Source organism: Caballeronia sp. Sq4a (assembly GCF_023170545.1).
Classification (GTDB): Bacteria; Pseudomonadota; Gammaproteobacteria; order Burkholderiales; family Burkholderiaceae; genus Caballeronia.
The window spans coordinates 217,566-243,762 of sequence record NZ_CP084251.1; the positions used below are offsets into that span (position 1 = coordinate 217,566).

Annotated in this window: 22 protein-coding genes, 1 tRNA gene and 2 pseudogenes; 20 read left to right on the top strand and 5 right to left on the bottom strand. The window is 62.5% G+C overall.

Going from position 1 to position 26,197, the window contains the following annotated elements; translation table 11 throughout:
- Position 1 precedes the first annotated feature (1 nt).
- Positions 2-871, bottom strand: coding sequence for a sulfurtransferase (locus LDZ24_RS14915; protein WP_248323001.1), 870 nt, complete (start codon positions 869-871; stop codon positions 2-4).
- Positions 872-974: 103 nt separating this feature from the next.
- Complete coding sequence (locus LDZ24_RS14920; RefSeq protein ID WP_248323002.1) at positions 975-2,081, bottom strand: aromatic ring-hydroxylating dioxygenase subunit alpha; 1,107 nt, start codon at positions 2,079-2,081, stop codon at positions 975-977.
- A gap of 331 nt (positions 2,082-2,412) precedes the next feature.
- Here LDZ24_RS14920 and LDZ24_RS14925 point away from each other — a divergent pair, with 331 nt between their 5' ends.
- The 9 genes from LDZ24_RS14925 (at position 2,413) to LDZ24_RS14965 (ending at position 9,975) form a co-directional block, all read left to right on the top strand.
- Positions 2,413-2,730: an exodeoxyribonuclease VII small subunit gene (locus LDZ24_RS14925; protein WP_248323004.1), complete on the top strand. Its 318-nt coding sequence runs from the start codon at positions 2,413-2,415 to the stop codon at positions 2,728-2,730.
- Entirely contained in the window at positions 2,727-3,614 is an 888-nt protein-coding gene (locus LDZ24_RS14930) for a polyprenyl synthetase family protein (protein ID WP_248323006.1), read from the top strand. Before LDZ24_RS14925 ends, LDZ24_RS14930 begins: the two co-directional genes overlap by 4 nt.
- A gap of 90 nt (positions 3,615-3,704) precedes the next feature.
- Complete coding sequence (gene dxs, locus LDZ24_RS14935; protein WP_248323007.1) at positions 3,705-5,615, top strand: 1-deoxy-D-xylulose-5-phosphate synthase; 1,911 nt, start codon at positions 3,705-3,707, stop codon at positions 5,613-5,615.
- Positions 5,616-5,766: 151 nt separating this feature from the next.
- Positions 5,767-6,564 (top strand): GTP cyclohydrolase FolE2, encoded by a 798-nt coding sequence (gene folE2 / locus LDZ24_RS14940; RefSeq protein ID WP_175940970.1) that lies wholly within the window; start codon positions 5,767-5,769, stop codon positions 6,562-6,564.
- 158 nt (positions 6,565-6,722) lie between these two features.
- Positions 6,723-6,887 (top strand): glutathione S-transferase N-terminal domain-containing protein, encoded by a 165-nt coding sequence (locus LDZ24_RS14945; protein ID WP_371747445.1) that lies wholly within the window; start codon positions 6,723-6,725, stop codon positions 6,885-6,887.
- A 50-nt stretch (positions 6,888-6,937) separates the two neighbouring features.
- Positions 6,938-7,462: a transposase gene (locus LDZ24_RS14950; protein ID WP_248322012.1), complete on the top strand. Its 525-nt coding sequence runs from the start codon at positions 6,938-6,940 to the stop codon at positions 7,460-7,462.
- Entirely contained in the window at positions 7,438-7,791 is a 354-nt protein-coding gene (gene tnpB, locus LDZ24_RS14955) for an IS66 family insertion sequence element accessory protein TnpB (protein WP_045463971.1), read from the top strand. Before LDZ24_RS14950 ends, tnpB begins: the two co-directional genes overlap by 25 nt.
- A gap of 31 nt (positions 7,792-7,822) precedes the next feature.
- On the top strand, positions 7,823-9,403 hold the full coding sequence (locus LDZ24_RS14960; RefSeq protein ID WP_248322013.1) for an IS66 family transposase: 1,581 nt from the start codon (positions 7,823-7,825) through the stop codon (positions 9,401-9,403).
- A gap of 41 nt (positions 9,404-9,444) precedes the next feature.
- Complete coding sequence (locus tag LDZ24_RS14965) at positions 9,445-9,975, top strand: glutathione S-transferase family protein (protein ID WP_256465414.1); 531 nt, start codon at positions 9,445-9,447, stop codon at positions 9,973-9,975.
- Between the two features lie 4 nt (positions 9,976-9,979).
- Here the strand turns inward: LDZ24_RS14965 and tsaD are convergent, their stop codons facing one another.
- Positions 9,980-11,017: a tRNA (adenosine(37)-N6)-threonylcarbamoyltransferase complex transferase subunit TsaD gene (gene tsaD, locus LDZ24_RS14970; protein ID WP_248323308.1), complete on the bottom strand. Its 1,038-nt coding sequence runs from the start codon at positions 11,015-11,017 to the stop codon at positions 9,980-9,982.
- A 93-nt stretch (positions 11,018-11,110) separates the two neighbouring features.
- Between tsaD and LDZ24_RS14975 the strand changes: the two genes are divergently transcribed.
- The 6 genes from LDZ24_RS14975 (at position 11,111) to LDZ24_RS15000 (ending at position 19,284) form a co-directional block, all read left to right on the top strand.
- Positions 11,111-12,337, top strand: a complete 1,227-nt coding sequence (locus tag LDZ24_RS14975) for an NAD(P)/FAD-dependent oxidoreductase (protein ID WP_248323009.1) — start codon at positions 11,111-11,113, stop codon at positions 12,335-12,337.
- Between the two features lie 253 nt (positions 12,338-12,590).
- On the top strand, positions 12,591-13,037 hold the full coding sequence (locus LDZ24_RS14980) for a GatB/YqeY domain-containing protein (RefSeq protein WP_248323010.1): 447 nt from the start codon (positions 12,591-12,593) through the stop codon (positions 13,035-13,037).
- Between the two features lie 21 nt (positions 13,038-13,058).
- A complete protein-coding gene (gene dnaG / locus LDZ24_RS14985; protein WP_248323011.1) occupies positions 13,059-14,942 on the top strand; it encodes a DNA primase in 1,884 nt (627 codons plus the stop codon).
- A gap of 405 nt (positions 14,943-15,347) precedes the next feature.
- Positions 15,348-17,402, top strand: coding sequence for an RNA polymerase sigma factor RpoD (rpoD, locus tag LDZ24_RS14990; RefSeq protein WP_248323012.1), 2,055 nt, complete (start codon positions 15,348-15,350; stop codon positions 17,400-17,402).
- Positions 17,403-17,534: 132 nt separating this feature from the next.
- Positions 17,535-17,611 (top strand) — tRNA-Ile (locus LDZ24_RS14995).
- Positions 17,612-18,348: 737 nt separating this feature from the next.
- The gene (locus tag LDZ24_RS15000; protein WP_248323013.1) at positions 18,349-19,284 is read left to right on the top strand and encodes a hypothetical protein; all 936 of its coding nucleotides are present in this window, start codon (positions 18,349-18,351) and stop codon (positions 19,282-19,284) included.
- A gap of 381 nt (positions 19,285-19,665) precedes the next feature.
- Here the strand turns inward: LDZ24_RS15000 and LDZ24_RS15005 are convergent, their stop codons facing one another.
- Together LDZ24_RS15005 and LDZ24_RS15010 are read right to left on the bottom strand one after the other, a co-directional pair.
- On the bottom strand, positions 19,666-20,634 hold the full coding sequence (locus tag LDZ24_RS15005) for a hypothetical protein (RefSeq protein ID WP_248323014.1): 969 nt from the start codon (positions 20,632-20,634) through the stop codon (positions 19,666-19,668).
- A gap of 544 nt (positions 20,635-21,178) precedes the next feature.
- Positions 21,179-21,487, bottom strand: a pseudogene (locus LDZ24_RS15010) (transposase); the annotation flags it as partial.
- 150 nt (positions 21,488-21,637) lie between these two features.
- Here LDZ24_RS15010 and LDZ24_RS27980 point away from each other — a divergent pair.
- The 5 genes and pseudogenes from LDZ24_RS27980 (at position 21,638) to LDZ24_RS15030 (ending at position 26,187) form a co-directional block, all read left to right on the top strand.
- Positions 21,638-21,763, top strand: a complete 126-nt coding sequence (locus tag LDZ24_RS27980) for a hypothetical protein (RefSeq protein ID WP_256465407.1) — start codon at positions 21,638-21,640, stop codon at positions 21,761-21,763.
- 627 nt (positions 21,764-22,390) lie between these two features.
- Positions 22,391-24,304 (top strand): type VI secretion system baseplate subunit TssF, encoded by a 1,914-nt coding sequence (gene tssF, locus LDZ24_RS15015; protein WP_248323015.1) that lies wholly within the window; start codon positions 22,391-22,393, stop codon positions 24,302-24,304.
- 77 nt (positions 24,305-24,381) lie between these two features.
- On the top strand, positions 24,382-24,960 hold the full coding sequence (locus LDZ24_RS15020; protein ID WP_248323016.1) for a contractile injection system protein, VgrG/Pvc8 family: 579 nt from the start codon (positions 24,382-24,384) through the stop codon (positions 24,958-24,960).
- Positions 24,873-25,862: pseudogene (locus LDZ24_RS15025) on the top strand (type VI secretion system Vgr family protein); the annotation flags it as partial. The gene LDZ24_RS15020 and the pseudogene LDZ24_RS15025, both read left to right, overlap by 88 nt.
- Positions 25,744-26,187 (top strand): DcrB-related protein, encoded by a 444-nt coding sequence (locus tag LDZ24_RS15030; RefSeq protein ID WP_248323017.1) that lies wholly within the window; start codon positions 25,744-25,746, stop codon positions 26,185-26,187. The pseudogene LDZ24_RS15025 and the gene LDZ24_RS15030, both read left to right, overlap by 119 nt.
- Positions 26,188-26,197 lie beyond the last annotated feature (10 nt).

A 26,197-nucleotide genomic window follows, 5' to 3' on the forward strand; every position in this document is an offset into this window, starting at 1 on the left:
GTCAGGGATTCGCGCCCGTCGCGACGGGGCGGGCCGGATCGGCGCTCCATTCGCTCCACGAGCCGGGATACAGCGCGGCGCCGTGCAGCCCGGCGATTTCCATTGCGAGCGCGTTATGGCACGCCGTCACGCCGGATCCGCATTGCAGCACCACGCGATCCGCGGGCGTCTCGCCGATGAGCGAGGCGAACGTTTCGCGCAGTTCGTGTGCCGTCTTGAAGCGGCCTTCCTGCGTCAGATTGTTCTTGAAGAAGTGGTTCAGCGCGCCGGGAATGTGGCCGCCGACCGGATCGATCGTTTCGTTCTCGCCGCGATAACGGTCGGCGGCGCGCGCATCGATCAGCAGATGATCGCGCGTGCCGATACTGCGTTCGATCGCTCGCGCATCCACGGTCACTTGCAGCGGCTGGCCAGCCTTGAACGTGCCCTGCGTTTTCGGCGGCACGGCGGTGTCGAGCGGCTTGCCCGCGGCCTCCCACGCTTGCAGGCCGCCATCGAGCAAGGCGACGGAATCGTGCCCGAGCCAGCGCAGCAGCCACCACAGACGCGCGGCGTACATGCCGCCTTGCGCGTCGTAAGCGACGACTTGCTGCCCTTCGTTCAAGCCGAAACTCGCCAGCTTCTCGACGAGCGCCGCGCGCTCCGGCAACGGATGCCGGCCGTTCGTGCCGGTTTTCGCGCCGGACAGGTCGCGGTCGAGATGCAGGTAATGCGCGCCGGGAATGTGGCCGGCGGCGTAGGCCGTTTCTCCTGCTTCCGGCGCGGCCAGATCGAAGCGGCAGTCAAAGACGAGCACGCTGCCGGGCGCGTCGGCGAGCCATTGGGCGAGATTGGCCGCTGAAATGAGCGTGGTGTAGTGAGTGTGCGGCATGGCGGCTCCTGATATCTTCGGCACGGACTTCGAAGTGGATGAACGCCTAGTGTAAACAAGAAAACGGGCCCGAAAGCCCGTCTCTTGCGATGATGCGCTGCGCTCAGATGCTGCCGAGCTGATGCCGCAGGAACTCGTGGAAGTGCTGCATGCCGGATTCCATCGGACTTTGATACGGCCCGACCTGGTTCTCGCCGCGCGACATGAGCGCGCGACGGCCCGCGTCCATGCGCTCGCCGATTTCATCGTCCTCGCGCGCCGTTTCCATGTACGCGGCGCGCTCGGCCTCGATGAACTCGCGCTCGAACAGCGCGATTTCCTCGGGGTAATAGAACTCGACGATGTTCGTCGTCTTCTGCGTGCCGCGCGGAATGAGCCATGACACGACGAGCACGTGCGGATACCACTCGATCATGAGACCGGGGTAGTACACCATCCAGATGGCGCCGAACTCCGGCGGCGCGCCGTTACGGAAGCGCAGGACCTGGTCGTGCCACTTGCGATACGTCGGGCTGCCCGGTTTTTCCAGTTTCTTGTGGACGCCCACCGTCTGCACGCTATACCAGTCGCCGAATTCCCATTCGAGGTTGTCGCAGGACACGAAACTGCCGAGGCCCGGATGGAAAGGCGCGACGTGGTAGTCCTCCAGATAGACCTCGATGAAGGTCTTCCAGTTGTAGTTGCACTCGTGCACTTCGACGTGATCGAACATGAAGCCCGAGAAGTCGAAGTGACGCGCCGTGCCGAGTTTGGCGAGATCGGCCGCGACGTTGCGGCCCTCGGCCTCGAAGAGCAGGCCTTGCCAGTTCTGTAGCGGCGTGGCGCCGAGATTCAGGCACGGTTTGTCGGCGAAATGCGGCGCGCCCAGCAACTGGCCGCTCAGATCATAGGTCCAGCGATGCAGCGGACAGACGATGTTCTCCGCGCTGCCGCGCCCGTTCAGCATGATGGCCTGACGGTGACGGCACACGTTGGACAGCAGTTCGATGTTGTTCTGCTGATTGCGGACGAGCACGCGCCCTTCGCCTTCGCCGGGAAGCGCGAAATAGTTCCCCGCTTCGGGGACCATGAGTTCGTGCCCGATATAGCGTGGACCTTGCTTGAAAAGTACGTCGAGTTCGCGCGTAAGAAGCGCTTCGTCAAAGTAAGCCGTGACTGGCAGTTGACTATGAACAGCCTTCAACTGCAATGCATTGCTCAGATTGGACATTCCCACTCCCGATGAAGACGTGAAAGCAGTGAACAACCCAACCATCGAAGATTCGATTTAGGGAGCCCGCGATTATACCGAAATCCGCCTCGCCGGGGCGCATAAGGTCTTGATTTGGGTATAAATTGTCGCGAGAGTTCCTACAAATGCGCATTTAGCTGATTTTGCGCAAGAGTCGTTCCGCGCGCATGTTCTCCGCATGCCGCGCGACGTGGCGTCGCCGGACGCATGGGTCGCCGTCGTCGCGCGCGCACGGGATGCGGGTCGAAAAATCGGCTTTTGCCGTAGAATGTGCGACTTGGTTCCAATTTTCACCGCACATCCACGATTCATGGCGAAGACCGCAGAAGACGCAACAAGCGAAGAAGGCCGCGCCGATGCGCCGGGCGCGGACAGCTCGCCGCTTCCGCAGAATTACGAAGCGGCGCTGGCCGAACTCGAATCGCTCGTCGCGCGCATGGAAGAGGGCGCGTTGAGCCTCGAAGAATCGCTTGCCGCGTACCGCCGAGGCGCGGCGCTTGTCGGCTTTTGCCAACAACAGCTCGAAAAAGTCGAGCAGCAGGTTCGCGTGCTCGACGGCGAGACGCTCAAGCCGCTGCCCGGCGACGCAGAACGCGCGACGAACGACAACGGGGACGACGATCTATGACCTTCGAACACTGGATGCGCGCCACGCTCGACCGCGTCGAAACCGCGCTCGAGCACTATCTTCCCGGCACGGACGTCGCGCCGGCGCGTCTGCATGAGGCCATGCGCTATGCCGTGCTCGGCGGCGGCAAGCGCGTGCGTCCGCTTCTGGTTCACGCGGCCGGCGAACTGACGGGCGCGAGCGCGCAGGCGGTCGAAGCCGCGAGCGCCGCACTGGAGATGATCCACGTCTATTCGCTCGTGCACGACGACATGCCCGCGATGGACGACGACGCGCTGCGTCGCGGCAAGCCCACGGTACACATTCAATATGACGAAGCGACGGCGCTGCTCGTCGGCGACGCGCTTCAGTCGCAGGCGTTCATCGCGCTGACGGCTGAGGGCAATGGTCTGTCGGACCGCCAGCAGGCCGCGCTCGTGCGCGAACTGGCGGTCGCGAGCGGCTCCGTCGGCATGGCGGGCGGGCAGGCCATCGACCTCGAAAGCGTCGGGCGCAAGCTGTCGCGGCCGGAGCTCGAAACCATGCATCGCAAGAAGACGGGCGCGTTGCTGCGCGCGTCGGTGCGCATGGGCGCGCTTGCAGGCGACGAGCCGGGCGCGGACGTGCTTGCCGCGCTCGATCAATACGCCGCCGCGGTCGGGCTCGCGTTCCAGGTCGTCGACGACATTCTCGACGTCACGGCCGATTCCGCGACGCTCGGCAAGACCGCAGGCAAAGACGCGCAACATGACAAGCCGACTTACGTGTCGATCATCGGACTCGACGCGTCGCGCGAACTCGCGGCGCAGCTCGGCCGCGACGCGCACGCCGCTATCCAGCCGTTCGGCGCTCGCGCGCAGCGCCTCGCCGAACTCGCCGACCTGGTCGTGAACCGGGCGCATTAATTGTTGAACGCGTGACGAAGCCCACGGCGCGAAACGTAGAAGTCACTCGCGCTGAACGAATCACGCCAGTTTTCCTAAAATGGGACGACGATGTACGACTTGCTGAAAACCATCGACGATCCGGCCGATTTGCGTGCCCTCGATCGACGCCAACTGCAGCCGCTTGCCGACGAACTGCGGGCCTACGTGCTCGACAGCGTGTCGCAAACGGGTGGCCATCTGTCGTCCAACCTCGGCACGGTCGAGCTGACGATCGCGCTGCATTATGTGTTCGATACGCCGAACGATCGTATCGTCTGGGACGTCGGCCATCAGACGTATCCTCACAAGATTCTGACCGGACGCCGCGACCGGATGTCGACGCTGCGTCAGCTCAACGGTATTTCGGGCTTTCCGCGCCGTAGCGAATCCGAGTACGACACGTTCGGCACGGCGCATTCGAGCACGTCGATTTCGGCGGCGCTCGGCATGGCCATCGCGAACAAGCTGCAGGGCGACAATCGCTATTCCATCGCCGTGATCGGCGACGGCGCGATGACCGCCGGCATGGCGTTCGAGGCGATGAACAACGCGGGCGTCGCCGACGACCTGCCGCTGCTCGTCATCCTCAACGACAACGACATGTCGATCTCGCCGCCTGTCGGCGCGCTGAACCGCCATCTCGCGCGTCTGATGTCGGGCCGCTTCTATGCCGCCGCCCGCGCGGGCGTGGAGCGCGTGCTGCGCGCCGCGCCTCCGGTGCTCGACCTCGCCCGCAAGCTCGAGGAGCACGCGAAAGGCATGATCGTGCCGGCCACGCTCTTCGAAGAGTTCGGCTTCAACTACATCGGCCCGATCGACGGCCACGATCTCGACTCGCTGATCCCGACGCTGCAAAACATTAAGGAACTGCGCGGTCCGCAATTCCTGCACGTCGTCACGAAGAAGGGCCAGGGCTACAAGCTCGCGGAAGCCGATCCCGTGCTGTATCACGGCCCGGGCAAGTTCAATCCGGCCGAAGGCATCAAGCCCTCGACCGCGCCGTCGAAGAAGACCTACACGCAGGTCTTCGGCGAATGGCTCTGCGACGCCGCCGCGCAGGATTCGCGCGTGGTCGGCATCACGCCGGCCATGCGCGAAGGCTCGGGCATGGTCGAGTTCGAAAAGCGTTTCCCGGACCGTTACTTCGACGTCGGCATCGCGGAGCAGCACGCCGTCACGTTCGCGGGCGGTCTGGCCGCGGACGGCATGAAGCCGGTCGTCGCCATTTACTCGACGTTCCTGCAACGCGCGTACGACCAGTTGATCCACGACGTCGCGTTGCAGAATCTGCCGGTCGTTTTTGCAATCGACCGCGCGGGCCTGGTCGGTGCCGACGGCGCGACGCACGCGGGCAATTACGATCTCGCGTTCCTGCGCTGCATCCCGAACATGACGGTGATGGCCGCATCCGACGAAAACGAATGCCGCCAGATGCTCTACACGGCGCTTCAGCAGCCGAATCCGACGGCCGTGCGCTATCCGCGCGGCGCGGGCACGGGCGTCGCCACCGTCAAGCAGATGACCGCGATTCCGCTCGGCAAGGGCGAAATCCGCCGTCAGTCGTCGCAGAAGATGGGTTCCGGCAAGCGCATCGCGATTCTCGCGTTCGGCACGATGGTCGCGCCGTCGCTGGCCGCCGCCGAGGAGCTCGACGCGACCGTGGCGAACATGCGTTTCGTGAAGCCGATTGACGCCGACCTGCTGCGCGAACTGGCTGCAACGCATGACGCGCTCGTGACCGTCGAGGAAGGCACGATCATGGGCGGCGCGGGTTCCGCGTGCGTCGAGGCGCTTCTGGCAAGCGGCGTCGTGAAGCCGGTGCTGCAATTGGGCCTGCCGGACGTGTTCATCGACCACGGCGATCCGGCCAAGCTGCTCGCGAGCGTCGGGCTGGATGCGGCCGGCATTGCGCATTCCATCCGCGAGCGTTTCCTGTCCGCAGTCGAAGCGGCGGGCAAGCTGACCAAGCGCGTCGCCTGACGCGGAATCGGCCACGGGCGCTCGGGGCGCGCCGTTCATCGGCAATGGCCGCAGTGTGTTTGCATACGGCGCGGGCTTCGTCCCGCGCCGTATGCGTTTCACCGTTTAGCGCCACGCGCGTGAAGCGTCGGCGCAGATAGGACATAAAAACATGAATCAGATGAATCCCGCCTTCGTGATGCCGGACGTCCAAAGCACGCCCGACACGCGCCAGATCGCGATTCAGCGCGTGGGCGTGAAAGGCGTGCGGCATCCGTTGTCGGTGCGCACGGAAAGCGGCGTTCAGCCGAGCGTCGGCGTATGGAATCTCGACGTGCACTTGCCGGCCGAACAGAAGGGCACGCACATGTCGCGCTTTGTCGCGCTGCTGGAAGAACATCGCGAGCCGCTTGATCAGGCTGCGCTCTGCGCCATGCTCGCGTCGATGCTCGCGAAACTCGAAGCGCATTCGGGCCGTATCGAAGTGACGCTGCCGTACTTCGTGATGAAAACCGCGCCGGTGTCCGGCGTGCAGAGCCTGCTCGATTACGAGGCGACATTCATCGCCGAGAAGCGCGACGGCCAAACGCGGCTGACGCTGAAAGTGCTCGTACCGGTTACGAGCCTGTGCCCGTGCTCGAAGAAGATCTCGCAGTACGGCGCACACAATCAGCGGTCGCACGTGACCATCACCGCGGAACTGGCGGGCGAGGTCGCGGTGGAAGAACTGGTGCGCATCGCGGAAGAAGAGGCGTCGTGCGAACTGTGGGGACTGCTCAAGCGCCCCGACGAGAAGTTCGTGACCGAGCGCGCGTATGAGAATCCCAAGTTCGTCGAAGACCTCGTGCGCGACATCGCGACGCGGCTGAACGCGGACGAGCGCATCGTCGCCTACGTGCTCGAAGCGGAGAACTTCGAGTCGATCCACAATCACAGCGCGTATGCGGTGATCGAGCGCGACAAACGCTGATTGCGTGAGGTGGTTTAGTCGAGCGAAAGCCGGTCCGAGCGACCGGCTTTTTTCATGCGCACCTGGCGCGTGCTGTCGTCCGGCTCGCCGCCGTTGTCTCCGGAACGCGCCCGCCCGTAGAATGCTCTCCCGACCTTCACGAGCATACGGAGGGCATCTTGATCCTGATCGGCCAATACGATTCTCCGTACGTGCGGCGCGTCGCCATCGCGCTGACGCTGTACGACATGGCGTTCGAGCATCGCCCGTGGTCCGTGTTCGGCGACGCCGACAAGATCGCGCCGTTCAATCGTAAGCGGTCCATCTTCGACGTCTGGCAGTGAGCGACAGTAGCGAGGAGCATAGGTGTCCACCTATCTTGAGGTGGACACCTATGACTGGCATGGACTCAGAGTTGGCAGTAGTGCGTCGCAGCAGCGATGGCCGTCGCCGCTATGACGAAAAAAGTAAGCGCGCCTTGATTGAGGCAGCACTTCGTCCCGGAGTATCAGTCGCCGGTCTGGCTCAGCAGCACGGCATCAACGCCAATCTGCTGCGCAAGTGGATCGCGAAGTACCTGGTGGAGCGCGAGAAAGCCATTTCGCCAGCGTCGCAGCATAATGGCAACGACGAATACAACCCGTCTCAGCCCGACGAGTCGATTAATGAGGTGGCCGTCGATCTGCCCGGGTCGCACCAACGCGGCCCCGTCGCGGTAAAGCCGTCTGCGTTCGTGTCGGTCGTTTCAGCGGCGCCGCCACAGCCGTCCACACCACCATCGATGACACTTGCCTTGCATGTGCGTCTGTCGAACGGCGTCGAGCTTGAACTCGGCGGGGCAATCGCGACCATCGACGAATTGACGACCATGGTTCAGATTCTGGGGAGGATGCCGTGTTCCGGTTCGACGACGATCTGAAGGTCTATCTGCACCGCGATCCCGTTGATTTCCGCTACGGCATGAATAGCCTGTCGATTCTCGTCGAGCAGTCGATGCGCCTGAATCCGATGGACACTTCGCTATACATCTTCGGAAACCGGCGTCGCGATCGCATAAAAATCCTTGGCTGGGATGGCAGTGGTTTCTGGCTTCTCATAAAGCGATTGGAGAGAAGCCACTTCATCTGGCCCGACAACAAGGCTGAGATCGTGACGATGACCACCAACGTGCTGCACGCGCTACTCGACGGCGATGACATCACCGCGATTCGACGGCATCCGAAGCAGGAATATCATCGCGTGAGCTGAACAGTGAGGCGGCGTGCAGGTCTAACCCGCCATGCCGATCAACGTCACGATCACCGCCGAGGAACTGAAGGCGTTGCTTGCCGAGCGCGATGCTGCGCGTGCATTGCGAGAAGAACAGGAGGCATTACGCGGCGCCTTGCGGCTCGTGACGGCCGAGCGCGATCTCGCCGAGGAGCGCCTCCGAGCCTATCGTCGCGAACTGTTCGGCGCCAAGAGTGAAGCACGAGATTCTGATCAACCTAGCCTGTTCAACGAAGCCGAGACGCTCGGCGCGAACAGCGCGCCCGCGCATGAAGACACGCCGGAGACGACGGTCGCCGCGCACAAGCGCAAGAAGCGCGGTCATCGCAAGCCGCTAGATCCGAATCTGCCGCGCGAGGTCGTGCGACACGAACTGCCCGAAGCCGAACGCTTCTGCACGAACGATGGGCACGCGCTCGTCGAGATTGGTGCGGAGATCAGTGAGCAGCTCGATGTGGTCCCCGAGCAGCTTCGGGTGATCCAACACCAGCGCGTCAAATATGCGTGCCCTTGCTGTGACCTCGGGATCAAGGTCACGCCGGCGCCGCCGCGCATCATCGCGCGCGGACTGTTGAGCGAATCGGCGCTTGCATGGATCACGACCGGCAAGTATCAGTTCGGCATGCCGCTGTATCGTCAGGCTGGTTTGCTGTGTCGCTTCGGCGGCGACATCTCGTCGAACACGATCGCCGCCAGCATGGTTCGCGTTGGCCTCGCGACCCAGCCCGTGATTAACTTGATGCGCGATGCGTTGCTCGAGGCAGAGCTGATCTACTGCGACGAAACAACGTTCCAGGTACTGAAAGAGAAAGGGAGAAAACCACAAACGAAGAGCTACCTCTGGGCGCAGATGACCGGCTCGGGCGTCCCTATCCGCTGCTTCAGCTATACACCTGGACGCGGCGCCAAGCTGGCCGACAAGCTGTTCACGGGCGTCCGCAAAGGCGCGGTTCTCGTAACTGACGGCTACGAGCCCTACAACGACATCGCTCAACGCTACGACCTCGTGCACCTCGGATGTTGGGCGCACCTGAGGCGGTACTTCATCAAAGCGGAGGACAACGTGCCGAAAGTCGCGCGTTCCCCCGACCTGCTCGCGACACGCTTCATCACGCTGATCGGCAAGCTGTTCGCTGCGGAGGCCCGCTCTAAGAAATGGAAGCCTGAGCGACGACAGCGATTGCGACGGCGATACAGCACGCGCATCCTCGACACCATCTACGCCTTGGCGCTCGCGCAGTCGCCCGGCATCGTGCCAAAAAGTCTGCTTGGAAAGGCACTGACCTATCTACGCGAGCAGTGGCCGAAGCTGATCCGCTATGTCGAGAACGGCAGTTGGCCTATCTCGAACAACTCTTGTGAAAACGCGATTCGCCCCTTCGTCGTTGGGCGCCGTTCATGGCTTTTTAGCGACACGGTTGCGGGGGCAAACGCAAGTGCAAACCTCTACAGCCTGATCGAAACGTGCAAAGCCGGCGGCATCGATCCTTATCGTTATCTCCACTGGTTATTCCAGCGCCTACCTCTGGCGAAGACCGTCGACGACTACGACGCGCTGCTTCCCTGGAAGATGCCCGCAGATCTCCGCTGACCCACTTCGCTATCACACATCACGCGCTCTACCACCTTACTCTGAGGGGCGTCGTTCGTGGATCGCTTACGTTCAATCCGCTGATTCGGGTGCCTACGCTCGTGCTCGATTCGGGCGACGTGCTGATCGAAAGCGCGATGATTCTCGATTATCTCGACGAGCAGGCGGGCCCGGGACGCGCGTTGATCGCGTCAGCGGGCGCAGCGCGGCGCGAGGCGCTGAAGGTCTGCGCGCTCGCAACGGGCCTCGCCGACAAAGCCGTCGCGCTCGTCTACGAGCGTGTGCTGCACAGGGAGAAATCGCAGGCGTGGGTGGATCGCTGCACGGGGCAGGTCGAGCGCGTGCTGGACGTGCTCGAAGCCGACCGCGCCGCGCGCCCGACGCCGTACTGGTTCGGCGATTCGATCGGTCATGCGGACATCGCCGTGGCGTGCGCGCTGCGCTTTGCGCGCGAAGCGCATCCGCAGGTTTTCGCGCAAGCGCGCTGGCCATCGCTGATCGGTCACGCGCATCGTTGCGAGACGCTGCCGGTGTTCGCAGCCATCGTGCAGCCGTTCAATCCGCCGAAATAGGCAGTCAGGCTCGCGCGAGCGCGGTGAGATCCCAGCGCGGCTTTACCGTGAACGCGTAGTCGCGCACGGCCTGCTCCGGCCATCGCGCGAGCCGCAGCGCGCCCGCCAGCGCGATCATCGCGCCGTTGTCGGTGCAGAGCGACAAGTCCGGATAGTGAACGTCGAAGCGCCGCTTCTTCGCCGCCGCCGACAGCGCCTCGCGCAACTGCCGGTTGGCGCCGACGCCGCCCGCCACGACGAGCCGCTTGAGGCCCGTCTTCTTCAGCGCCGCGAGCGATTTCGCGACAAGGACATCGACGGCGGCATCGACGAAACCGCGCGCCAGATCCGCCTTCGCCTGCTCGCAGACATTGCCGCCGGATGCGTCGAGCTTGCGGCTGTGCGTCAGCACCGCGGTTTTAAGGCCGCTGAAGCTGAAGTCGAGATCGCCGGAATGCAGCATCGGGCGCGGCAGCGCGACGGCGCCCGGCGTGCCGAATTCGGCCAGGCGCGAGACTTCCGGGCCGCCCGGATAGCCGAGCCCGAGCAGCTTCGCGGTCTTGTCGAACGCTTCGCCAGCGGCATCGTCCAGCGTTTCGCCGAGCGTCTCGTACACGCCCACGTCCGTGACGCGCATCAGTTGCGTATGGCCGCCCGACACGAGAAGCGCGACGAACGGAAACGGCGGCGGCGAATCGACCAAAAGCGGCGAGAGCAGATGCCCTTCGAGATGGTGAATGCCGACCGTCGGCTTGTCCCACGCCATCGCGAGCGCATTGGCGATGCTCGCGCCGACCAGCAGCGCGCCCGCGAGCCCCGGCCCTTGCGTGAAGGCGATAGCGTCGATGCTCTCGCGCTCGACGCGCGCCTCGCTCATCACCTGTTCGAGGAGCGGCAGCGCGCGGCGAATGTGATCGCGCGACGCGAGTTCCGGCACGACGCCGCCGTACTCGCGATGCATGGCGATCTGCGAGTGAAGGGCGTGCGAAAGCAGGCCGCGCTCGGTGTCGTAGAGCGCGAGGCCGGTTTCGTCGCAGGAACTTTCGATGCCGAGAACGAGCATGTGGGTGACATCCATTGGGTGCATCAAAGCGAACCGAAAAGTATAGCAGCGGCCCGCACGGCGCGTTTCCCGGCGGCAGTTACAATGCGCGGCATGGAATCCTTCGATATCGCCGTCATCGGCGCGGGCGCGGCCGGCATGATGTGCGCGGCCGTCGCGGCTCAGACCGGCCGGCGCGTCGTGCTCATCGACCACGCCGAGCGTCTCGCCGAAAAAATCCGCATCTCCGGCGGTGGGCGCTGCAACTTCACGAACGTGAACGCGCAGCCGGCCAATTTTCTGTCCGCGAATCCGCATTTTTGCCGTTCTGCGCTCGCCCGCTACACGCCGCGCGATTTCCTCGCGCTCCTGAAGCAGTATCGCGTGAAGTGGCACGAGAAGCACAAGGGCCAGCTCTTTTGCGACGACTCCAGCGAGACGATCATCGGCGTCTTGCGCAGCGAGTGCGACGCGGGCGGCGTCGCGTGGCGGCGTCCGGTGAGCGTGCACGCGATCCGTCACGACGGCGCGCGCTTTGCGCTCGATACGACCGCCGGCGCGATCGGCGCGGCCGCGCTCGTGATCGCGACGGGCGGGCTGTCGATCCCGAAGATCGGCGCGACGGACTTCGGCTACCGCATCGCGAAGCAGTTCGGCCACAAGCTCGTCGATACGCGGCCCGCGCTTGTGCCGCTCACGTTCACCTCCGCCGACTGGGCGCCATTCGCCGCGCTGTCGGGGCTTTCGCTGCCGGTGCGCATCAGCACGGGAAGCGGCAAGACGCGCGGCGAGTTCGACGAAGACCTGCTGCTCACGCATCGCGGGCTCTCGGGTCCGGGCGTGCTGCAGATTTCGAGCTATTGGAATCCATCCGAGCCGATTCGCGTCGATCTGCTGCCCGAACTCGACGCCACCGAACTGCTTCTGGAAGCGAAAGCCGGATCGCGCAAACAGATCGGCAACTTTCTCGCCGAACACGTGCCGGCGCGCCTCGCGCACGCGTGGCTCGACGCGCAGCGCGTGCCCGTCGATGCGCGCCTCGCCGATCTCCCCGACCGCACGCTTAAAGGCATCGGCGCGTCGCTGTCCGGCTGGACGCTGACGCCGAGCGGCACCGAGGGCTACCGCAAGGCGGAAGTCACGCGCGGCGGCGTCGATACGCGCGAGCTTTCGTCGGCCACGATGATGAGCGAACGCGTGCCTGGCCTCTTCTTCGTCGGCGAGGCGGTGGACGTCACCGGCTGGCTCGGCGGCTACAACTTCCAGTGGGCGTGGGCATCCGGCGTGGCGGCGGGAAAGGCGGCGTCGGAGTACGCGCACGGCGCCGCGAAGGTCGCCTGAGCCGTCCTCGCGGCAGGTGTTTCACCGGTCTCGGATCGCAAACCCGTTTGCTATACTCGGACGGTCATCGAAGGAGTTCGCGCGCCTTTTGCCGCGCTTCTTCGCTCTGGCTGACGCGACCCGCGGCGCGCATCGCTGCAAGCTCCAGAAGGCCCGCTTACAGTCCCGCTTGAGGAACGTCCCCAAGCGGGCTTTTGCTTTCGCAGCGCAGGAAGTCAGCCGAAATTCTTTTTGCAATTGCACCGGGTGAAAGATGAGCCTCAAGGACCAGATCAACGACGACATGAAGACGGCCATGCGCGCGCGCGAAACCGAGCGTCTCGGCACCATTCGCCTGCTGCTCGCAGCCATCAAGCAGCGCGAAGTCGATGATCGCGTGACCCTCGACGACGCGGGCGTGACCGCCGTCATCGACAAGATGATCAAGCAGCGCAAGGACTCGGTGAGCCAGTTCCAGGCCGCGGGCCGCGACGATCTCGTCGCGAAGGAAAACGCCGAACTCGCCGTGCTCGCCGCGTACATGCCCGAGCAGCTTTCCGCCGATGCCATCGCCGCCGAAGTGCAGGCCGCCGTCGCCGCGACGGGCGCGGCCGGTCCGCAGGACATGGGCAAGGTGATGGGCGTGCTCAAGCCGAAGCTCGCGGGCAAGGCGGACATGACCGCCGTTTCCGCGCAGGTGAAAACGGCGCTCGCGAAGTAACCGACCCCGCGCTCGCATCCGGTGATTCCTCACGCATTTCTGCAGGATTTGCTCAACCGCGTCGATATCGTCGACGTGGTGGGCCGCTACGTCCAGTTGAAGAAGGGCGGCGCGAACTTCATGGGCCTGTGCCCGTTTCACAACGAGAAGAGCCCGTCGTTCACCGTCAGTCCGACGAAGCAGTTCTATCACTGCTTCGGCTGTGGCGCGCACGGCACGGCCATCGGCTTTCTGATGGAGCACACAGGGCTCACGTTTCCCGAAGCCGTCAAGGATCTGGCGCAAGGCGCGGGATTGACGGTGCCGCAGGAGCCGTCGAATGCGTTCCGTGGCGGCGGTTATGGCAGCGAAAGCGCGCCGAGCAAGGCGGTGAGCGTCGCGCTCACGGAAGTCATGCAGACCGCCTGCGATTTCTACAGGAAGCAGTTGCGCGCGGCGCCGAACGCCATCGCGTATCTCAAGAAGCGCGGACTGACCGGCGAGATCGCGGCGCGCTTCGGCCTCGGCTACGCCCCGGACGGCTGGCAGAATCTGGAAGCCGCGTTTCCCGATTACCGCAACGACAATCTCGTCGAAGCGGGCCTCGTGATCGTCAGCGAGAAGACCGACGCGCAAGGCCAGCCGCGCCGCTACGACCGCTTTCGCGAGCGCGTGATGTTCCCCATCCGCAACGTGAAGGGCAATGTCATCGGCTTCGGCGGGCGCGTGCTGGACGGCGGCGAGCCGAAGTATTTGAATTCGCCCGAAACGCCGCTATTTAGCAAGGGCAGCGAGCTTTACGGCCTGTTCGAAGCGCGTCTCGCGATCCGGGAATTGGGCTACGCGCTCGTCGTCGAAGGGTATATGGATGTCGTCGCGCTCGCGCAGCTCGGCTTCGCGAACGCGGTCGCCACGTTGGGCACGGCCTGCACGCCCATCCATGTGCAGAAGCTCTTCCGCCAGACCGACACCGTGGTGTTCAGCTTCGACGGCGATTCGGCCGGCCGACGCGCCGCGCGTCGCGCGCTCGAGGCGGCGCTGCCGCACGCGGCGGACAACCGGACCATCAAGTTTCTCTTTCTGCCGAAAGAGCATGACCCGGACAGCTACGTGCGCGAGTTCGGCACGGACGGCTTCGGCGAGCAGGTCGACCGCGCCATGCCGTTGTCGCAGTTCCTGCTGAACGAAGTGCTGAACGACAAGGAGCTGGAGCAGCCCGAAGGCCGCGCGAAGGCGCTCTTCGACGCCAAGCCGCTCCTGCAGGCGCTTCCGGCCAACGCGCTGCGGGTGCAGATCCTGCATATGCTGGCAGACCGGCTCGCGACGCCGTTCACGGAAATTGCGGCGCTTTGCGATATCGATTCCCGGGCGGCGGCCGTCGCCCGCGCGTCGGTGCCGAAGAGCGAGCGGCGTCGCGTGACGGGCCAGGAGCAGCGGGCGCTGCGCAATCTGGTGATGTATCCGGGCATCGCGGCATCGCTCGACGAAGAGAGCGAACGCACGCTCGTGACCATGACCGAGCACGGCGAGTTGTTCAGCGAAGTACTCGGTCACGTCCGCGAACTGGGCGGCGCGGCGGAATTTCAGATGTTGTCGGACGTTTTGAGAAATGCAGCAAATGCACCGACCTACGAGGATATCTTCCAGGAAATTCTCGCCTATGATGAAAACGTTCGGGATTTGCTGCTACGCGACCCGTCCGACGAAGACGCCGCGCAACGCGTCGACGAGCAGAAGCGCTTGTTGACGGAAGAGTTGCTCGCGACAGTCGTCAAGCTGCGGCACGACAGCTATCGCGCGCGGCTCGATCAACTGGCGCGGCAGGCGAGCCTCTCGGCAGAGGAGGTGGCGGAGTTCTCGGATCTGTCGGCGAAAGTGGCGCAGATCAAGGCGGGACGGGCCGCAAGCCCGGATCGCGAAAAGTGAACTGCTATAATAAAAAGTTGAAAATTCGTTGCTTTTTTTCAACGATTTGTACGATTTCGCTGGCTTAGTCAGTCTGGAGCGGCGAGACGTACGGAAGCTTTGAGGAAATTTGCGAGAGTTGCAAGGGCGCTGGCTGAATCGGCTGTCGCGGCGCGCGAAAGCGGCGTTTGCCTCGAGCGGGGCGCGACACACAAAACAGGCGGATAAGCACGCCGACGAACAGACGGGCGCAAGGGAAGCGGCTGCTATTGCGGGTAGGAGCGATTCGCGTTCGAGCGCATCGCTCGAACCGCGGTAGCGCCCCGGGCAGGGCACGCAGCCAGGCAGGGCGAGGCACGTGCGCATTGGGTATTCACGGTTCCATCGGTTGCCGTCCGGCAGCCGCGAGTCGAGACTAGAGCCTGTATGGCGAACTCCATGACGAAAAAGCTGAACGATGTACCCGTCGAAGACGACGCACCGCAAACTGCAGAGCCGGCCGCCGCACCCGCGGCGAAGGTCGAAAAGGCCAAGGCACGCGACCGCCGCGCCAAGGAGAAGGCGCTTCTGAAAGACGCGTTCGCGTCGAGCGCGCCCGGCACGGTCGAAGAGCTGGAAGAGCGCCGTTCGAAACTGCGCGCGCTCATCAAGCTCGGCAAGGAGCGCGGGTTCCTCACGTACGCCGAAATCAACGATCACCTTCCGGACAACTTCACGGAAACCGAGGCGATCGAAGGCATCATCAGCACGTTCAACGACATGGGCGTGGCGGTGTACGAGCAGGCGCCCGATGCCGAGACGCTGCTCCTGAACGACAACGCGCCGAACGCCTCGGCCGACGACGAAGTCGAGGAAGAAGCCGAAGTCGCGCTGTCCACGGTCGATTCCGAGTTCGGCCGCACGACGGACCCCGTGCGCATGTACATGCGCGAAATGGGCACGGTCGAGCTGCTGACGCGCGAAGGCGAAATCGAGATCGCGAAGCGCATCGAGGACGGCCTCAAGCACATGGTCATGGCGATTTCCGCCTGCCCGACGACCATCGCCGACATTCTCGCGATGGCCGAGCGCGTGCAGAACGAGGAAACGCGCGTCGATGAACTCGTCGATGGCCTGATCGATCCGAACGCGGAAGACACCGACGGCTTCTCCGAACAGGAAGCCGAGGCGATCGAATCGGAGGACGAGGAAGCCGACGAGGAAAGCGACGAAGAAGAGGACGACGACGACGGCGCCGCGCAGGCGAGCGCCAACGCCGCCCAACTGGAAGCGCTGAAGCGCCAGTCGCTCGAAAAGTTCTCGCTGATCAGCGAGTGGTTCGACAAGATGCGCCGCGCCTACGAGAAGGAAGGCTACAAGTCGAAGGCATACCTGAAGGCGCAGGAAGCCATTCAGACCGAACTCATGTCGATCCGCTTCACGGCGCGCACCGTCGAGCGCCTGTGCGACACGCTGCGCGCGCAAGTCGATGAAGTGCGCCAGGTCGAGCGTCAGATCCTGCATACGGTGGTCGACAAGTGCGGCATGCCGCGCGCCGAGTTCATCGCCCGCTTTCCGGGCAATGAGACGGACCTCGACTGGGCCGACAAGGTCGTCGCGGAAGGGCACGAGTACAGCGCGGTGCTTGAGCGCAACATTCCGGCGATTCGCGAACAGCAGCAGCGTCTGCTGGACTTGCAGGCGCGCGTGGTGTTGCCGCTGAAGGACCTGAAGGAAACCAATCGCCAGATGGCGGCGGGCGAACTGAAGGCGCGTCAGGCGAAGCGCGAAATGACCGAGGCCAATCTGCGCCTCGTGATTTCGATCGCGAAGAAATACACGAACCGCGGATTGCAGTTTCTCGACCTCATTCAGGAAGGCAATATCGGTCTGATGAAGGCGGTGGACAAGTTCGAATATCGTCGCGGCTACAAGTTTTCGACTTACGCGACGTGGTGGATTCGCCAGGCCATTACGCGGTCGATTGCGGATCAGGCGCGCACCATTCGTATTCCGGTTCACATGATCGAGACGATCAACAAGATGAACCGTATCTCGCGGCAGATTTTGCAGGAAACCGGTCTGGAACCGGATCCGGCGACGCTTGCCGAGAAGATGGAAATGCCCGAGGACAAGATCCGCAAGATCATGAAGATCGCGAAGGAGCCGATCTCCATGGAAACGCCGATCGGCGACGACGACGACTCGCATCTTGGCGATTTCATCGAGGATACGAATACGGTGGCGCCTTCCGACGCCGCGCTGCATGCGAGCATGCGGGACGTGGTGAAGGACGTGCTCGACTCGCTGACGCCGCGCGAGGCGAAGGTGCTGCGGATGCGCTTCGGCATCGAGATGAGCACGGATCACACGCTGGAGGAAGTGGGCAAGCAGTTCGACGTGACGCGTGAGCGCATTCGCCAGATCGAGGCGAAGGCGCTGCGCAAGCTGCGTCACCCGAGCCGGTCCGACAAGTTGAAGTCGTTCCTCGAGGGCAATTGATGCGCGTGTCGGGCTTGTATTGAGAGGCGTTGTCAGGCAAACTCGCAGACCTTCGAGAGTCGCCTTTGGCATCCTTCTGAAGCATCAGAAAGCGCCGCACGGCGCTTTCTTTTTGCCCTCCGTTTTCGAGAGGGGCCGGAAGCTTAACTGGTATAAGCTGTCGACTCATAATCGACCGACAGTGGGTTCGAGTCCCACCCGGCCCACCAGTGGTTCGTTCAAGATATCAAAGGGTTGGCGGGGGTTTGGTCCCTGACGGGCGCCTTCAGGGACACTCTGGGGACAATTCGGGGACGCTGGTGGGTTACGTGGCCCACTGGGCCTTTGACCGTCGTCTCCTCGTCGGACCGAACTTGCAGATGAGAATGCACGTGGTGGTGCGTCGCGTACTTTGTCAGCGGTGAACAGCTAGTCTGACCCCGAGCGCGCGATTGCGGGCGTTAGACCGCTCGAACGGTAGCCTGTTACAGACCGTTGAAGACCCGGAGCAGTCGTTCGGTGAATAAGTCGCGAGCGACCGCTCCTGTCGCGAAGCACCTAAAGCTCTGGTCTCGCTTCTGAACGCCGGACCAGTGGACGTTTGCCATATGCGTCGACAATTCGGGCGTGGACCAGCCGCGCTAATTCAAACGCAAGTCCAAGCGCAGATGGGCGACCGAGGTATCGCTGCATAGCCCTTCTCTGGATCGAAGCAAGGTTCCCGATCGTGAAGCGCTTCCGATGACGCAGAACGGCACGCCATAGGCTTCGAGGAGGAAGTTCTCGGTCACGCTCAGCAATGAAAGTTGTTCGGGGCTAACTTTCGAACGAGATAGTCCAGGCTGCACAACGATTACGCGGAGCTTTAATGCCGCCGTTCGACTCTGATTTCTTATGCCGGCGAGCATTTCCCTGTAACCCGTTTGGTACCGAGACAAAGCGACTCCTTAGGGTCGCGACGCAACAGGTGATTGAAGAGTTCGGTATGCGGAAGCTGATGCTGCAGCCAGCTAACGCTCTTCTGCGCTTGACCACAGACCTCGTAGAGGTCAGCCAGCCGATTACCCGCGTCATCTTCCGTCGAATACTTGAGGTGATAGAAGTCAACCGCGATGGTTGTGCGAACGTCCTCTTCGATTACCTTGATACCGACGACATCGGCGGACTCGCCCAAACCGTCATCGTCATAGATGATGTCGTACTGGTTAGTAGCTTTCAGGTCCTCAATGACCTTTTATTGAATGGAGTCGGGCTCACGAGTCGCGCCCTGCGCTTCCTTCTTGATGTTTACCGTCGACCAGTCCCAAACACCGATCTTTGCGGCGTCGAAAGGTGCGTACGTGTCAGGCAACGTTACGAACAGGTTGCCCTCAAAATACGAACCGTCAGCGAAGAAGATCTGTGGCGGGTTTTCTTCGAAGAAGTCGGACAGGGTCCAACTCTTTTGTCGGCGGCCTATTGTTCCCGTCTCTCCTTCTGGCAAGAAGCGACACATGAAAATGGATTCATCGGCAACTTGCGTGATTTCCAGACGCAGGATGATTTCCATCGACTCGCTCACAACTCCGAACTTAATCTCATCGGTCTCAGACGGGTCGACCACTTCGAGGCCAAGGTCTCGAAAATCCGCTTTGGTGCCCTGCTCTCCCAATCGAACGGAAAACACACTCTCATGGCCTTGATAGATGCTGTCAGGCCATTCGTTCGCTATCGGCATAACGTCCGGACGCTGCTTCACAAGCTTCGGAACGAGCGTACCGCTTGCGGCTGCTTGCCGATGAAGACAGAAGCGCCGGCACGAGTCCGGCGCGGTGAGAGAAACGGCAGCGGCTTATCCGGGCTTGCGGTTGGAGAGGCCGAGCAAGTAGCCGCCCTGCGTGGCGAGCGCGCGTGTAGACGGTGACGTCAGTGTGCTGCATGCAGGCCGTAGGTGACTTACAGCACTTCCTCGACGTGCCGGGCTTGCGCGTCGTACAGCGCGTCGCCGACCTTCAGGCGAGTTTGCTCGACGCGGTGCACGCGCTTCGCCGCCACCTTGCAAGCGCCTTGTCGCGATGGCCTCGGCGCGGCAGCGGCGCGCCCAGTCGAGCGAGTCGGCGTGCACGCGGTTCGTCGGGTCGATCCAGACCGTGTGCCCGTCGTTGCTGCGGTATTGCTTGATCGGCGTGCTGTCGTGCATCGAGTGTCCGAAGTGCGTGGCTTGCCGTTCGGCACGCACAACAATCAGGTTGACGCGCTGCTCCGCGGAGAGTAGCTGGAAGTGTTCTCGCCCATTCGGTTGGGGCTAGGCGCCGGCTTCCTCTCGCAGAAGTCGATGTACAAGTCGGTGACAGTTCGCACACAGACACTGCAGATCATCCAGTGTTGTCATGTGCTGAGCGCCCATCTGACTGACGTGAGTCGTCGAATGGTGGACTTCGATACAAGCTTCCGCAAGCTCAGTGCCAAATGCCGTCACAGGATCCAGTCTACATCGCTCGCAAGTGAGTTTTCCGTGCAGACGTTTATATTGCGCCTTCTTTGCTTTTGCCAGTCCGGCAGCCCGCTCGCGCTTGAGATGCGAGACGAGTTTCCGATCACCTTCCGCCCATCCCTGTTCCGGCAATGACGCCGGATCGAGCGAAGGAGCGTTAAAGCCTTTTGGAACGATTTGATAGCCAGCGTCACGTAGAAGCGCAAAGCAAAGCGACGTTTCGTCTCCCGAAAAATGCTTCGGCTCGATCACCGCGCCGTCCAGCGCCATTGACAGGGCAACGCCGAAGATGGCTTTCGGTGGAAATCGATCACCGTTCTCGGCTATCAGGTCGTACTTCGTGGAAGAGCCGAAGGGGTGGCTTACGTTGCCGCTTCGGAACAGCTGGACGGCCCTCCAAATGTACTCGGGCGTCGCCTTCTTCAACGTGTCCGCTGGAAGCCGCTCGCTGCCCGCGTTTGCAGCATGACGCACGAAAGGATAGTTGGCCGCTTTTAATTTTCGCTCAGCTTCTTTAAGCAACTGTTCGTCAAAGAATCGGATCCATTCGGTCTCAAGAACAAGCGCTTCTACGGAAAGGTCCAAGCGGCCACTCTCCCAGAGTTTGACGAAGCCGTCGGAGGGATTTCTGCCGCCGACCAACTTTGACACAGTCGCGTAGCCGCCATCAGCACCCAGCATCGCGAGAAATTGCCGAGGGTCGTACTTCAACTCGCGCTTTGCTTCTGCCGCCTTTTCTCGGAGAAACACAGTAAACCGTTCGTCCGTAGCTTTATCCATTCAAATCTCCAGAAACATCGGCGAATTTTCGCATCATACCCTTCGGCATCAGCCCGATAAGGGTTACCGCTAAGAGGTCGAACAAGCATGCTAAGTTTGAACTTCTGGCGACGTCGCTTGTATGAGTCGCCCAAGCACGCGGAGCCGCCTTCCCACGATGGTTCGGAGATCCTCCACATTCACGACGGCGCGCTTGGCGTACTCGGTGCCTCAATCCCGCGCGTCGATGCACTCCAGCAGGCCGTGCCCGGCGTCATCGCCCAGGACGCCAAGCTCGCCCTGCGACTCTGCGTGCGATGCGAACTTCCGCTGGGCTTTGAGCACGGTTTGCCGTGCGTTTAGCGAGGGGCTCGGATTTCTCGGCTGCCCGTATCTGGCTGAACTCACGCAGCGGCCGAATATCGACGCGCCGCCGAGATTCTCGCCATAGAGATGACGCGTAAGTGGATCCGGCTGCATGGCACCGGTGATGACGACAAGAGCGAGAGCGACAAGATTGCGGCGATCGACGCCGAGCTAAAGCGCGCGTGACCTGCCCCCGGTTTTAGTCCGAGCTGCAGTTAGAGTCCGAGGTTAAAAACTGCTGCTTCGCATCGTGGGCCCGGGCGAACTGCGCTGGCGTCAGATAGCCGAGGGAACTATGAGGCCGGTCGGCGTTGTACTCGATACGCCATTGTTCAATCAGCTGCTTGGCATGACGCATGGAGACGAACCAGTGCTCGTTCAGGCATTCATCGCGGAGGCGCCCGTTGAAGCTCTCGATATAGGCACTCTGCACCGGCTTGCCAGGCCGAATGAACGACAGCGTGACACCGGCTTCGTAGGCCCAAGTATCCAGCACCTTACCAGCGAACGCCAGCCGGGACTCGAATGGGGCATCTCCAACAGCGATTCCGGTAAGAACACCCGATGGCAGAACCTGTGGCTGCGCGACTATCAAAGCATGAATGCGCCACAGGACAGTGCGCCGGTCATCGGGACTGCGCATCATTTCGTCGTGATCGTGACGAGCGCTCAGACCGGCGCGCTCTACCAGGACGGCGTGCTGTTATCGAGCGGAGGACTCGGCGCGCCAACGATCCAGGGCGTGCTGCAGATCGGCACGATGGCTGGATCGTCGGCCCGATGAACGAGGTGATCGGCGAGGTAGCGCTCTACGATCATGCGCTCAGTGCCGACCGCGTGACGGCGCACTATTTGGCGGGTGTGTGAGCAAGATGAATCGTCTGCGCGGCGGGCCGCGTTCCTGGGCGCGACTTGGCACCGGGCTCGACGTAAGACTCCCGCAAATACCCCGCCTGCTTCAGACGGGGCTGCTCGGCGCGCTGGTCGTATCGCCTGTGTTCGGCGCGTGCACCTTCGTCTACGTCGAAGGCGACCATAACGCCGCGAGCGATGTCGGCGGGCACGGTGGCGGTGTGACACTTCCAGCCCGCACCGAATCATCGGATGCTTTGCCTCGGCTCGTGCCCCGGCGATGAGAGGTTAGGCCGCGTCCCGAATCCAATGCCGATCGCGGCGTTTGTTGGCGAACGTCAGCAGGGATCGCGCTGTGACCGTGCGTCTATGCCACGCTGACCAATTTAAGAGAAGTCGTATATCTGTATTGGGGTCGGACTGGTAATTTCGCAGCCACTTTTCATGGCGAGCTTGCAATGCCGGTTATCCGTCGGACCCCTACGCTTTCTGTATGCGTGCATAAGCACGAGGCCCAATTGCGCGCGCCGTCTCGCTCGTTTTGCGTGAAGTGAGTCGCATGGACCCGCGCCTCCTCGACACCTATCTCAGCGAACTGCGCTTCATGCAAGCACTGGGGGACGAGTTCGCCAGCGACCATCCCAAGATCGCGGCGCGACTCGGCATGGTCGCCGGAAGCATCGCCGATCCTTACGTCAATCGCCTGCTCGAAACGTCTGCGTTCGTGAACGCGCGTATGCAGATGCGCTTCGACGACGAGTTTCCGCTGATCACGCAGGCGCTACTGTCGTCGGTCTATCCCAACTACTTGTCGCCCACGCCTTCCATTGCCGTTGCGCGACTGTATCCCGGCGGCAAAGCGGCGGGCTTTATGTCGGGGCACACGATTCCGCGCGGCGTGGAACTCACGTCGCTGCGCTTGCCCGAGGGCGAGAAGACTGCCTGCACCTTCCGCACGACGCAGGACGTTTCGCTTTATCCCATCGATCTGGTCGACGCCAGACTCACGCACGTTCCGCCCGACATCCAGGGGCTGGACCGCTATGTGCCGCCGCATCGGCGGGTGCGTGGCGCGTTGCGCCTGCGCCTGCGCACGCTAGAAGGCGTGCCGTTCTCTTCGCTGCAGGGACTGGACCGCTTGCAGATTTATCTCAGTGGAGATGAACGCGTCGCGTCTCACTTGCACGAGTTGATTCACACGGGGGCGGTCGTCTCGGTCGTCGGCGAACCGGGGCGTTTCAGCGACGCGGGCTACGCGCCGCATGTCGTTGCCTCGGCGCCCGTCACCCAAGATGGGCTGACAGCCGAGGAAACGGTGCTGCCGCTCGCCGCGCCAAGCCTGCTCGGCCACAACCTCGTGCACGAGTATTTCTCCTGCCCGAGCCGGTTCTACTTCTTCACACTCAGAGGATTGCAAGCGGGGCTTGCGCGCATCCAGGGTAGTGAAGCCGAGATCGTCGTGCTGCTGGACCGGTCCACCAACGCGCTCGCCGAACGTGTGAACGCGTCGATGTTCGCCCTCTTTTGCACGCCCGTCGTCAATCTCTTCAAGATGCGCACGGCGGCTGTGCGCACCGAAGATGTCGGTCGTGTGCTGCACCTGACGCCGTTCGACAAGCCGACGCTCGATCACGAAGTGCATTCCGTCGACATGGCCATCGGTCAGGTCAGCCAGGAAGAAGGGTCCGAGGAACTGCCGTTCTATCCGCTGCATGCCGCGCTGCTGCACGATGAAGAAGGCCCCGGACGCTACTTCACGGTGCGCCGCGAGCAGCGGTTGTCCAAAGCCAAGGGCCGCTCATACGGCACGCGCGCGCCGTACGTCAGCACTGAATCTTACCTGTCGTTGGTGGGGCGCAACGGACTGCCCTACGCGCCGGTCGAAGACGAAGAGCAAGTCAACTATCTGTCCTTCGACGTGTGGCTCACCAACCGCGACCTGCCAGGTCTGCTCGACTGCGACGGCGTCAGCGATCTGAAGCTGCCCGGTTCAGCGCCGCTCGCTAGCATCGGGCTCGTACGCGCGCCGAGCCGCTCTCGTCCGCCGCTGGGCATCGGAATGAAAGCATGGCAATTGGTCGCGCAACTCGCGATCGAACATGCCGTCTTCGATGACCGCTACGACGAGCCGAATCCCGGCGAAGGCTTGCGCAGTTTGTTGCGACTGTATCTATCGGCCGATATGCCTGCGTTGCGGCGGCAAGTGGACAGCCTGTCGTCCGCGACGCTCGCGCCGGTCAATTGCGTCGTGCCTCATGCGGTTCCCCCGATGGTGCGCGCGCTCGAATGCGCTGTGACCTTCGACGAAGACGGCTTCGATGGCACGAGTCCTTATGCGCTAGGGCTTGTTCTGGAGCACTACCTCGCGCGGCATGCTTCGGGGCACTCATACACCAAGACGCTGCTGTTTTCGAAGCAGCGCGGGCCTATCGCCGAGTGGGCGCCTCGGCCGGGCACCCGCAGCGTCGCGTGATCCGCAGGTAACGGCCCAAATCGAATCCCGCACGGCTCAGCCGTGACTCAATCAAAAGAACCAGGGAGAAGTATCCGATGTTCAACCCGCTGCAAAGCCGCACGCTGAAGATCGAGTGTGACGCGCTGCCCACTTGGGGCGGCAACGAGATCCTCATCCCTCAGCGGGTGCGGGGCGTCGAAGCGCTCGGCGAGCTTTTTCGATATGAGGTGGACTTCGCGTCCGTCGATAGTCCGACGTTCCGTATCTGGGACGCGCGCAAGCTGCTCAAACCGGATGATCTGATTGGTAAAACGATCGCCATCCAAATCGAATTCGAGGGCAAGGGAACGTTCATTCCCGGGCTACCCGGCGATCTGGGCGCGGGCAACGTCGGCGCGGGCGTGCGCACGATCAACGGCATCATCACCGAAGTGCAGCAGACCGGCAGCGACGATCGGCGTGTGTACTACCGGTTCACGGTAAGGCCGTGGCTGTGGCTTGCCACGCAAAATCGAGATAGCCGGGTGTTCCAGGACATGAGCGTCTTGGACGTAACTGAGAGCGTTCTGAAGAGCGGAAACTATATCCTAAGCCGCGCACGAGCGGGCCGCAAACGGCGATCGTCACCGGACCCAAAGGGCAGGAGATCTGGACCGACAAGTACGGGCGCGTGAAGTTGAGTTTCCACTGGGATCGCTCGGGTGTGAAGGACGATAACTCGTCGTGCTGGGTGCGCGTGTCCTACCCATGGGCAGGCGGTGGGTATGGCGGAGTGAACATACCGCGCATCGGCACGGAAGTGATCGTGGATTTCGAGAACGGCGATCCGGACCGGCCGATGGTGGTGGGCCGGCTTTATAACGCCGGATCGATGCCGCCGTGGGACTTGCCGGGCGCGGCGACGCAGACCGGGATGATCTCGCGCTCGATGAAGGGTGGTAAAGGCAATGCCAATGCGATTCGGTTTGAGGATAAGCAGGGAGCGGAGGAGCTTTGGTTGCAGGCCGAAAAGGACATGCGCACGGAGGTGGAGGACAGCGAGCTTCATACCGTCGGTAACAACCGCGTGAAAGCAATCGGCAAGAACGAAGTCGCAACGGTGGGCGAGCAGCGCAATCACTCGATCAAGTCGGACGACGTTTCCCTCGTCGGCGCTAACCGGGTGGTCCAGGTGCTGAACAATTTGGTGTGCGCAGTGGGCGACAGCATCACGCTTTCGTGCGGCGACAGCATCATCGAGCTCAAGAGCAACGGCGATATCAACCTGACGTGCAAGAACTTCAATATCACGGCGACGCAGAGCGGCAAGATCAATTCGCAAAGCGGCACGCTGGATTTGAACATGGGTGGCAAGGAGTCGGGCGTTGACGCACACGGATCGGGCGAGAAAGCCGCGATCAAGTCAGCCGTCGACGCCGTCTTTCCCGCCAAAAAAATAGCGAAAGAAGCTTGGTTTCATGAATACTACGCAATACCAGACCAACGAAATCGTGCTCACGCTACCGGTATCGGAGTTCGTCGACAGCACGTTCAATGCAATTCGCCTTCCGTCGCTGGATGCCGGACTCGTCATTAGCCGTGGCCTGATGCCTGAGGGTGCGACGCTCGAATCGATCATCGACGAGCAGGTTCACAAGCTCGGCACACAGGTGCGCGATCTTCAGTACACCATGCGTCAATCGGTGAAAGCCGGCAGGAATCAAAGCCTGCGCGCACTTGAGATGCAGAGCCGTTTCACCCGAGGCAACGAAACCGTTCGCCAATATCAATTGGCGTTCGTCGTGCCCGATACGCGGCTTCTGATGGTGCTTACGTATTCGCGCGCGAGCGAGCTCACGCAGGCCGACGCCGCACACTGGGAAGCCATTAAGAATGGGCTTATGCCCCGGCAAAGTTCGTAACGGGGGCAAA

What these genes read in the sequence shown, in the direction of transcription:
- LDZ24_RS14915 (WP_248323001.1), bottom strand. Translation starts at nt 871, where the DNA reads ATGCCGCACACTCACTACACCACGCTCATTTCAGCGGCCAATCTCGCC.
- LDZ24_RS14920 (WP_248323002.1), bottom strand. Translation starts at nt 2,081, where the DNA reads ATGTCCAATCTGAGCAATGCATTGCAGTTGAAGGCTGTTCATAGTCAA.
- LDZ24_RS14925 (WP_248323004.1), top strand. Translation starts at nt 2,413, where the DNA reads ATGGCGAAGACCGCAGAAGACGCAACAAGCGAAGAAGGCCGCGCCGAT.
- LDZ24_RS14930 (WP_248323006.1), top strand. Translation starts at nt 2,727, where the DNA reads ATGACCTTCGAACACTGGATGCGCGCCACGCTCGACCGCGTCGAAACC.
- dxs (WP_248323007.1), top strand. Translation starts at nt 3,705, where the DNA reads ATGTACGACTTGCTGAAAACCATCGACGATCCGGCCGATTTGCGTGCC.
- folE2 (WP_175940970.1), top strand. Translation starts at nt 5,767, where the DNA reads ATGAATCAGATGAATCCCGCCTTCGTGATGCCGGACGTCCAAAGCACG.
- LDZ24_RS14950 (WP_248322012.1), top strand. Translation starts at nt 6,938, where the DNA reads ATGACTGGCATGGACTCAGAGTTGGCAGTAGTGCGTCGCAGCAGCGAT.
- LDZ24_RS14960 (WP_248322013.1), top strand. Translation starts at nt 7,823, where the DNA reads ATGCCGATCAACGTCACGATCACCGCCGAGGAACTGAAGGCGTTGCTT.
- tsaD (WP_248323308.1), bottom strand. Translation starts at nt 11,017, where the DNA reads ATGCTCGTTCTCGGCATCGAAAGTTCCTGCGACGAAACCGGCCTCGCG.
- LDZ24_RS14975 (WP_248323009.1), top strand. Translation starts at nt 11,111, where the DNA reads ATGGAATCCTTCGATATCGCCGTCATCGGCGCGGGCGCGGCCGGCATG.
- LDZ24_RS14980 (WP_248323010.1), top strand. Translation starts at nt 12,591, where the DNA reads ATGAGCCTCAAGGACCAGATCAACGACGACATGAAGACGGCCATGCGC.
- rpoD (WP_248323012.1), top strand. Translation starts at nt 15,348, where the DNA reads ATGGCGAACTCCATGACGAAAAAGCTGAACGATGTACCCGTCGAAGAC.
- LDZ24_RS15005 (WP_248323014.1), bottom strand. Translation starts at nt 20,634, where the DNA reads ATGGATAAAGCTACGGACGAACGGTTTACTGTGTTTCTCCGAGAAAAG.
- tssF (WP_248323015.1), top strand. Translation starts at nt 22,391, where the DNA reads ATGGACCCGCGCCTCCTCGACACCTATCTCAGCGAACTGCGCTTCATG.
- LDZ24_RS15020 (WP_248323016.1), top strand. Translation starts at nt 24,382, where the DNA reads ATGTTCAACCCGCTGCAAAGCCGCACGCTGAAGATCGAGTGTGACGCG.
- LDZ24_RS15030 (WP_248323017.1), top strand. Translation starts at nt 25,744, where the DNA reads ATGAATACTACGCAATACCAGACCAACGAAATCGTGCTCACGCTACCG.